Source organism: Desulfobacterales bacterium (genome assembly GCA_029211065.1).
Lineage (GTDB): Bacteria > Desulfobacterota > Desulfobacteria > Desulfobacterales > JARGFK01 > JARGFK01.
Map to the genome: position 1 here is coordinate 1 of JARGFK010000146.1, position 8,871 is coordinate 8,871.

At 50.1% G+C, this 8,871-nt stretch carries 6 protein-coding genes; all 6 read left to right on the top strand.

The annotated features are described in order from the left end of the window. Nucleotides 1-262: SpoIIE family protein phosphatase (locus P1P89_20840; GenBank protein MDF1593962.1), on the top strand; the 262-nt coding region annotated here is incomplete at its 5' end. A 25-nt stretch (nucleotides 263-287) separates the two neighbouring features. After that, the gene (locus P1P89_20845; protein MDF1593963.1) at nucleotides 288-1,694 is read left to right on the top strand and encodes a TolC family protein; all 1,407 of its coding nucleotides are present in this window, start codon (nucleotides 288-290) and stop codon (nucleotides 1,692-1,694) included. Beyond that, complete coding sequence (locus tag P1P89_20850) at nucleotides 1,691-3,229, top strand: TolC family protein (protein ID MDF1593964.1); 1,539 nt, start codon at nucleotides 1,691-1,693, stop codon at nucleotides 3,227-3,229. Before P1P89_20845 ends, P1P89_20850 begins: the two co-directional genes overlap by 4 nt. Nucleotides 3,230-3,297: 68 nt before the next feature. Beyond that, nucleotides 3,298-4,689: an efflux RND transporter periplasmic adaptor subunit gene (locus P1P89_20855; protein MDF1593965.1), complete on the top strand. Its 1,392-nt coding sequence runs from the start codon at nucleotides 3,298-3,300 to the stop codon at nucleotides 4,687-4,689. Nucleotides 4,690-4,746: 57 nt separating this feature from the next. After that, nucleotides 4,747-8,238 (top strand): efflux RND transporter permease subunit, encoded by a 3,492-nt coding sequence (locus tag P1P89_20860; protein ID MDF1593966.1) that lies wholly within the window; start codon nucleotides 4,747-4,749, stop codon nucleotides 8,236-8,238. A gap of 60 nt (nucleotides 8,239-8,298) precedes the next feature. Next, complete coding sequence (locus P1P89_20865; protein MDF1593967.1) at nucleotides 8,299-8,730, top strand: hypothetical protein; 432 nt, start codon at nucleotides 8,299-8,301, stop codon at nucleotides 8,728-8,730. Nucleotides 8,731-8,871 lie beyond the last annotated feature (141 nt).

Sequence of the window (8,871 nt, forward strand, 5' to 3'; positions counted from 1 at the left end):
AAAACGGTCATTTAAGGAGTATTCGCTTAACGGCCTGCACAATGGACAGGTCATCTTGATTGGAACGGACGGTATTTGGGAAACCGAAAATGAACGGGGAGAGAGGTTTGGTAAAGACAGGCTTCGTGAAATTTTACGGAGCAACAGCCGTGGTTCTGCCGAAAAAATTATTCGGGCCATAACGGATAATCTGGTGGCTTTTCGCCAAAATGCTACCCAGACGGATGACGTCACTATGGTCGTCATTAAGGCATGGTCTTGACTTCAATCGAAACATGGGGGCTTAGATGCTGAAAATAGGGGGAAGAATACAGGAAGAGAGGATTAACGGAAAACGTAATGCCGTCCGGTGGATTCTTAACGTGATGCTGGTGATAGCCAGCCTGTTTATCTCTATTCGGCTTTCAGCTGCCGCTGAATTCACGGACATTAAGGATCTTGATACACGGCTGGCGCGATCGGCAAACCTGGGGGATCTTATATCGTATGCATATCAGGAGAACCCGTCGGTCCGTGAAGTACGAGAAGCCTGGCAGGCGGTCGTTGAGAGCTACCGTGTGGTGACCGGATATCCGGACCCGGAGTTGTCGATGACCTATTTCCCGGAACCTATTGAGACCCGGCTCGGCCCCCAGGACTGGAATGCCAGTATCTCGCAAAGAATTCCATTTCCCGGAAAATTATCCAAGGCCGGAGAGGTGGTGGAAGCCGAGGCCCGAATTGCCCGGTTGAAAATGGATCAAACCATACGAGATATTATCGTATCGATAAGGGAATCCTTTTTCGAACTCCAGTATATCCGAAAGGCAAGGGAGGTGGCCGGACAGAATCTGAAACTGATCGATCATTTGCGTAAGGTCGCCGAAACGTCTTTTGCCCAGGACCGAAGCACGCTATTGGATATGGTTAAGTCACAGTCTCAGGTTGGCCAACTGCGCTACGATATCATTCTGCTTGAGGATCTCGAAAAAACTGAAACAGCAATGTTAAATGGCCTGTTGAACCGGCACCCTGATGCACTCATTGGTATATTGCAGGCGGGACCGATTTCACCGGTCGTATTCAGTATAGACGAAATATACGATCTGGCTGAGACCAATCAGGAAGAAATCAAGATGGCAGCAGTGCGCATCGAGCAGGCCGAGAAACAAATCGAGCTTGCCCAATATGAAAATATGCCGGATTTTAAGATTGGGCTTTTTTATGCGGGCATCGGCGAACCGGATGTCTCAAAACCTCCCCCCGATGCCGGACGGGACGCATTCGGAATTCAGGCCGGGGTAACACTTCCCCTCTGGTTTGGAAAGAACAAAGGTTATATCGCCCGTGCCAAAGCGGAAACCAAAAAACGTGAGGCCGGCAAAATAGCACGAATCAACGATTCCCGGACCCAAATTCGTTCCCTGTATTTTCGACTGGAGAATGCAAACCGGCTCATGATGCTTTATCGAAACGACCTGTTGCCCCAGGCAGCCAAGGCTATGGAGATAGCCGAAACCTGGTTTCTCGAGGGAGCCTCCAGTTTCTCAGACTTTATCGAAACGCAGTCTGTTTGGTACAATTTTCAACTGGCGCTGGCAAGGGCACAGACAGATTATGACAAGTATCTGGCACGCCTTGAGCGCCTTGTGGGGCGCAGCGTCACGCAAAGGAAGGATCCGTCTGCAAAAATCATTGAAAAGGAGACCAGATGAACCGAAAAATTTTCATTACGATATGCTTGTTTTTCATCACATCAAAACTGGCCCACGCCGGATACAGTGATATGAAAAAAGCGCTTGATACGTATCAACCGACCGGATTTTTCCAGGACCAATTTCATCCGCTTCCCGTGCAGACAGAACCGGACGTTGACAAGACGTTTGCCGTTGAAAAAAAACGGATCGAAGAACTGAAAACCCGATGGGAAAAAGCGCTCAAGCCGTCTGGAGAACAAGAGGGCTTTCTATCCCTTGACCCGGACGTTGTCCTATCTTTGCGCCAAGCTGAAACGGACGCGTCGGCAGCGGCAATTGCATTGACTGGGACCTATTCCTTAAAGCGTCTTGAGACACTGACTCTGCTTCGAAATACCGGTATAAAGGCTGCCGAAGCCAGACTCCGGGGTGCCATAGAGGCTTTCACGCAAGTAACGGCGCTGGATGTAATTCTTCGCCAATACACCGCCTTTACCGAAGCGCTGATGGTGGGCGTTGGCCCCATGAAAGGCAAAGATCCGGTGGACAAGAAGTTCCCATTTCCGGGAGTTATGACCTTAAAAGGCGAAATCGTTAACCTGGAGGTCAGGGTCCAACGTGAACGCCTGGAGGCGGTCCGCCGCGACGAGGTGACAGGAATGCGCAAAGCATACTGGAATCTGATCTACGTTCTCAAAGAGGAACGTGTCACAGCCGAAATGGTTGCGCTGCTAAAAAAACTAGAGTCTGTGGCCAATTCACGATATGAATCCGGCAGGACCAGTTATCAGGATGTGATCAAGGTTCGCATCAGGCGGGAAATTTTGGATGAAAATCTTATTACCCTGAAAGAAAAACAAAGAAATTTAGAAGCCAAAACTCGGGAGATCTTGAACCTTTCCCCCGCCGTCAAGCTGGGTTTGCCGGAAACAGCCCATCCGGCAGGAGATGTTCCGGTTCTTCAAGATTTATATCCTGTCGCACAGGAGCGGCGCCAGGAACTCCGACGATTGAGGGCGCAGGTGGGCAAGATAGAACTGATGATCGAAATGGCCGAAACCATGATCCTGCCCGGATACAGCCTGAATCTTGCTCTTTATGGGGACGAACCCGTGAACGATGCGGGATCTTTTGCCCGAAAAGAGACTTTCCCGACTCGAACCGAAGCATCAAGAGGTGCAGGATTACCCAAAATGCCCTGGTACGGGACCGAAGATGCATATCTGCGAGAAACCCGACAAAAACTATACGCTCTCAATGAAGAGCTGAAACAGGCCGAAACGCAAACAAACACAATGGTTCGGAATACCTGGTTCGACATCGACAAGGCCGGGCGGGAGGCCGCCCTGTATCAGGATGAAGTCGTAAAACTGTCTCGATCCGCCCTTGATGTTTCAACTCGCGGCTATGAGTCCGGCAATGTGAGCTTTGCCGATGTGATCGATTCTTATACCACCTGGCTCAAGGCAAATCTGACACTTGAGAGAAAAAGAAGCGATTTCGAAATTGCATGGGCAGAATTGGAGCAGGTTGTTGGCACATCGCTCAGATAAATAACGTGTAATTTCATTGCCCTGTCGCGTCATTCAGGGGACCCAAAGACTTTTAGGAGATTTTTAATATGACAAATTATCACGCAGACAAAAAAGCCACTTCCCCTTTCCGGGTGGCCGCATTGACGGCTGTACTAACCCTGCTTCTGGCGGGAGGCGGTGCTTATTTTTCAGGATACCTCGGACTGCGGGGCATACAGGAACAATCTCCGGATACAGAAAAAAAAGTAGCGGGAGAGCGGAAAATCGCTTACTGGAAGGCGCCCATGAACCCCACCGAAATTTATAACAACCCCGGAAAAAGCGCCATGGGAATGGATCTGGTCCCCGTCTATGATGACGAGCTTGTCGGCGGGGTGGAGGTCAAAGTCGATCCGGTGATCCAGCAAAATATGGGAATTCGAACCGCTGTCGTGGAAAAAGGACCGCTGGTCGGCACCATCCGGACCTATGGCCATGTGACCTATGACGAGACGCGCACGGCTGAGATAAGCTCTAAAATCAGCGGCTGGATCGAAAAGATACACATCGATTTTATCGGGAAATTTGTTAAAAAAGGGCAACCCCTGTTTGAGCTCTATTCACCACAGCTCTTTGCCGCTCAGGAGGAATATCTGGTCACCTTCCGCAACCTGAATCAAATGTCGGACAGATCCAACAAAGAGCTGCTCAAGGCCGCCCGCAAAAGGCTTCAATATTTTGACATCGCCGCTGATGAGATTCAAGCGATGGAGCGCTCCAGCGAGGTTAAAAAAACGGTTACCATTCGTTCACCCTTTGACGGGGTGGTTATTTTGAAAAATGCACTCGAAGGTAGCTACGTTAAAGAAGGGACCCCCGTTTATCGGATTGCTGACCTTTCGCATGTATGGGTGGAGGTGCATATCTATGAATACGAACTGCCTTTTGTTACAGAGGGTCAAATTGCGGAAATGACGCTGCCGTATTTGCCGGGCCGAAATTTCAGCACCAGGATTTCATTTGTCTACCCCTATCTGCAGCGGAAAACCCGGGATGTAGTCGTCCGGCTGGCGTTTGAAAACCCGGATATGGTGTTAAAGCCCGACATGTACACCGATGTTAAGATCAAAACCGTGGCCGGATCGGGTTTGCAGATTCCTTCCGAAGCCGTTATCCGGTCCGGAGAACGAAATATTGTCTTCGTTGTGCGCGGAAGCAATAAGTTCACCCCGCGGGATGTCACCCTGGGACTCAACCTTGACGGCGGAAAGGTCCAGATCCTTACCGGTCTTGCTGCGGGAGAAACAGTGGTAACCTCCGGACAATTCCTGCTCGATTCGGAGTCCAAGCTCAAAGAGGCCATCCAGAAGATGCTGGAAACCAGACGCGCCAAAGCGGTAACCAAAGAACCCGCTGAAGATAAAGTTGTCGAACCGGAGCCGGAAGAAGACTTTTTTAAGGACTTGGAAGACGAAGACGCCTTTTTCAAGGACATGTAACCATCCGCCCAGAGAATCGGCGAAGTGATGCGGATAACGCGGTAGAGGATTGATAAAATGATTGCGAAAGTTATTGGATGGTCAATAAAAAATAAATTTATGGTGATACTGGCCATGGTCTTTTTGATGGGGGGAGGAACTTTAGCCATGCTCAACACCCCCCTTGATGCCATTCCCGATCTTTCTGATGTTCAGGTGATTATTTTCGCCGAATACCCGGGCCAGGCGCCCCAGGTGGTGGAAGACCAGGTGACCTATCCATTGACCACCGCCATGCTGGCGGTCCCCTATGCAAAGGTCGTTCGAGGATACTCTTTTTTTGGATATTCTTTTGTTTATATTATCTTTGAGGACGGGACCGACCTGTACTGGGCCCGTTCGCGGGTTCTCGAATATCTCAATTATGTGTCCGCGCGCCTTCCGGGGGGGGTAACGCCCAGCCTGGGGCCGGATGCCACGGGGGTCGGCTGGGTATATGAATATATCCTCAAAGATACCACCGGCCGTTACGACCTCCAGCAACTCAGAAGTATTCAGGACTGGTACCTCCGGTATGAACTGACCACTGTCAATGGTGTCTCCGAAGTCGCGAGCATCGGGGGCTTTGTCAAGCAGTACCAGGTGGAAGTCGATCCGAACAAACTGCAGGCCTACAATATTTCCATCCAGAAGATAAAGCAAGCGATTCAGCGTTCCAATAACGATGTCGGTGGAAAACTGGTCGAAATGGCGGAAACCGAATTCATGGTAAGGGGGCTCGGATATATCCGTTCGATAGAAGATCTGGAGAAAATTGTCATTAGTGTGGACTCACAGGGAACGCCGGTTTTGTTGAAAAACATCGCGAATATCCAGATTGGGCCCGAATTGCGCCGGGGGATTCTGGATTGGAACGGTGAAGGCGAAGCCGCCGGCGGCGTTGTCGTGATGAGGTTTGGTGAAAATGCTTTGAAGGTGATCCAAAACGTAAAGAAAAAGCTCAAAGCGCTTGAAAAGGGTCTTCCACCGGGAGTGATTATCGTTAAAGGCTATGACCGCTCAGGGTTAATTGAACGGGCCATCAAGACACTCAAAAGAAAGTTAATCGAGGAAATGACTGTAGTTGCGCTGATCTGTGTCATCTTTCTACTCCATTTCAGATCGGCATTTGTGGCCATCTTTACCCTGCCGGCCGGTCTTCTGGTTTCCTTTCTGATTATGTACTTTCTGCGCATCAACGCCAACATCATGAGCTTAGGCGGTATCGCCATCGCCATTGGTGTGATGGTGGATGCAGCCGTGGTGTTGGTTGAAAACGCTCATAAACACATGGAAAAAAGCCAGGGGAACAAGCCCCACGCAGAGATTATCTCTGAATCTGCAAAAGAGGTCGGCCCTGCCCTTTTCTATAGCCTGCTTATTATTGCGGTCTCTTTTCTGCCGGTTCTAAGCCTTCAGGCTCAGTCAGGGCGTTTGTTCAAACCATTGGCCTATACATATATCTTTGCCATTGCCGCCTCTTCTGTTATTGCGGTTACCGTTGTGCCGGTGCTGATGACCTTTTTTATCAGAGAAAAAACACTGCCACCTGAAACAGGTAAGTGGAAGAAAGTGCGCATCTGGGCCGGGTTTGTCGGCGGACCGCCCGCTCTTGTTGTTGCGGCCGGACTGGCAGGTGTCTCCTTGCCCGATTGGGCCCTGGTTGGAGCTCTTGTGGTGTCGGCCTTCTCAGCGGTTTGTCTCGTACCGCAAAAAATCATGCCGGAAGCGCTAAACCCCATCAGTCGGTTTTTTATATGGGTGTATCGTCCTTTTATCAATCAGGTGCTCAGTTGGCGAAAAACGACCTTGTTGGTGACCATTGCCGTTCTAGGAATTTCCATTTATCCGGCATTGAAAATAGGAAGCGAATTTATGCCTCCGCTGAATGAGGGCGACCTGCTCTATATGCCCACAACCCTTCCCGGTATTTCCATAACCAAAGCCAAGGAACTGCTCCAACAGACCGATCGAATCATTCAACAGTTCCCCGAGGTGCACCACACGCTCGGTAAGGTCGGACGGGCTGAAACCGCCACCGATCCGGCCCCCCTTTCGATGGTAGAGACCACCATCACCCTCAGGCCTGAGGTGGAATATGAGAAGGTGCCGGTTAAGCGGTTTTTTTCAGATTGGCCGGGATGGCTCAAGGAACCGTTTGTCTGGATCTGGCCTGAAGTAAAACAGGGGAAGATACTGCATGAGTGGCGCAAAAAGAAAATAGATCGATTTTTTTCAGACTGGCCAGAGTGGCTGCAAGCTCCCTTTTCCATGTTCTTTGCAAAAGAGCGTTACCTGACAATTGACGAACTCATAGAAGATCTTGATCAGACGATTCGATTCCCGGGTGTTACCAACGCATGGACCATGCCTATCAAGACCCGTATGGATATGCTTTCCACCGGAATTAAAACACCGATAGGAATTAAACTGATGGGGCCCGATCTTGAAGTGCTCTCGGAACTCGGCTCCAGTATCGAAGCAGTAGTCAGGGACATTCCGGGCACCCTCTCAGCCTACTCCGAACGTGTCACCGGCGGTAACTACCTCGATTTTAATATCCGGCGGCACGAAATTGCCCGGTACGGACTGACGGTGGGCGACGTTCAGGATGTGATCATGACTGCCATCGGCGGGATGAATGTGACCAGCACGGTCGAGGGTCTGGAGCGTTATCCGGTCAATGTGCGATACAACCGGGAGCTTCGCGACGATATCGATCGGCTCAAACGGGTCCTCGTTTCAACGCCCACCGGTGCACAGGTGCCGCTGGCGCAGCTTGCCGATATCTCGATCCATAAGGGGCCGGCCGGAATCAAGAGCGAAAACGCCCGCCGATCTGCCTGGATCTATGTGGATCTGAAAGGGATCGACATCGGCTCTTACGTCAAGTCGGCCAAGGAAGTAGTGGAGCGGGAAATCCCCCTCCCGGCAGGATATTCAATTGTATGGAGCGGTCAGTTCGAGTACATGGAGAAGGCTCGAAAAACATTAAATATCATTGTGCCGGTGACCCTGATGGTAATCTTCATCCTGCTGTACGTACATTTCCATAATGTCGTCGAGGCCATGATCGTCATGGCGAGTCTTCCCTTCGCCCTGGTCGGCGGGGTGTGGCTTATTTATCTTTTGGGATATAACCTGTCGGTGGCAGTTGCAGTGGGATTTATCGCCCTGGCAGGACTTGCGGCTGAAACCGGCGTGGTCATGCTGGTTTACCTTGATGAAAGTTTTAATAGGTGCCACGCCGAGGGCCGGTTGAACGGTCCTGAGGACCTTAAAGCTACCATTATCGAAGGTGCTGTAGAAAGGGTCCGGCCCAAGCTTATGACTGTCTCTACGACCTTGATCGGCCTTTTGCCGGTGATGATCGGAACGGAAACCGGCTCACAGGTGATGAAGCGAATCGCGGGGCCTATGGTCGGCGGCCTGATTTCTTCGACCATTCTCACCCTGGTCATCATTCCCGCGGTCTACTATATCTGGCGGAAGTGGGAACTGCGAATAATCTGGTCCGAACCGCAGGCATAAATTGAAAACAAAAAAATGATAATAAAATTAAACGAAACGTGCAAATGAAAGGATTGAACAATGAAATATTTAAAATCTGCATTATCCTTGTTTATCGTACCGATATCTTTTCTGCTCATTTTGAGTCTGCCGGTGGTGGCTTCGGATCAACAAAAAGCGATTGATCATACCGGACATATCGGAAAAAAAATTCATGAATCCGTTGTTCAGGGATATCGCCTGGCCTACCATCTGCTGGATTTGCCCGGGCGTGAAGAGAAGCACCTGATAACATATATTCGTGATGAACAGGGGCACGCGGTAACAGACGCAAAGGTCGGATATCAGGTTGCCGCCCCGGACAGCACTAAAAACAATGTAATGACGATGCTAATGAACGAAGCTTACGGAGCCGACGTGAATTTCACCGCCAAAGGGACATATACCATAAAAGCAAAAGCCGCTTTCAAAGACGAAAAACTGTTGGATCAGTTTACATTCATCAAAGAGTAAGGATAAGCGCCATGAAAGGTATTATAACCGTAAATATCATCATGTATCTGCTGTTGAGCTTGCCCGCGTACGCGAACACCAGGGGTTCGCCGCTAAATAAAGAAAATGCATCCCAGAAAGAATTGTCTTTCTGGAATGAAG

What these genes read in the sequence shown, in the direction of transcription:
- P1P89_20845 (MDF1593963.1), top strand. Translation starts at nt 288, where the DNA reads ATGCTGAAAATAGGGGGAAGAATACAGGAAGAGAGGATTAACGGAAAA.
- P1P89_20855 (MDF1593965.1), top strand. Translation starts at nt 3,298, where the DNA reads ATGACAAATTATCACGCAGACAAAAAAGCCACTTCCCCTTTCCGGGTG.
- P1P89_20865 (MDF1593967.1), top strand. Translation starts at nt 8,299, where the DNA reads ATGAAATATTTAAAATCTGCATTATCCTTGTTTATCGTACCGATATCT.
- P1P89_20850 (MDF1593964.1), top strand. Translation starts at nt 1,691, where the DNA reads ATGAACCGAAAAATTTTCATTACGATATGCTTGTTTTTCATCACATCA.
- P1P89_20860 (MDF1593966.1), top strand. Translation starts at nt 4,747, where the DNA reads ATGATTGCGAAAGTTATTGGATGGTCAATAAAAAATAAATTTATGGTG.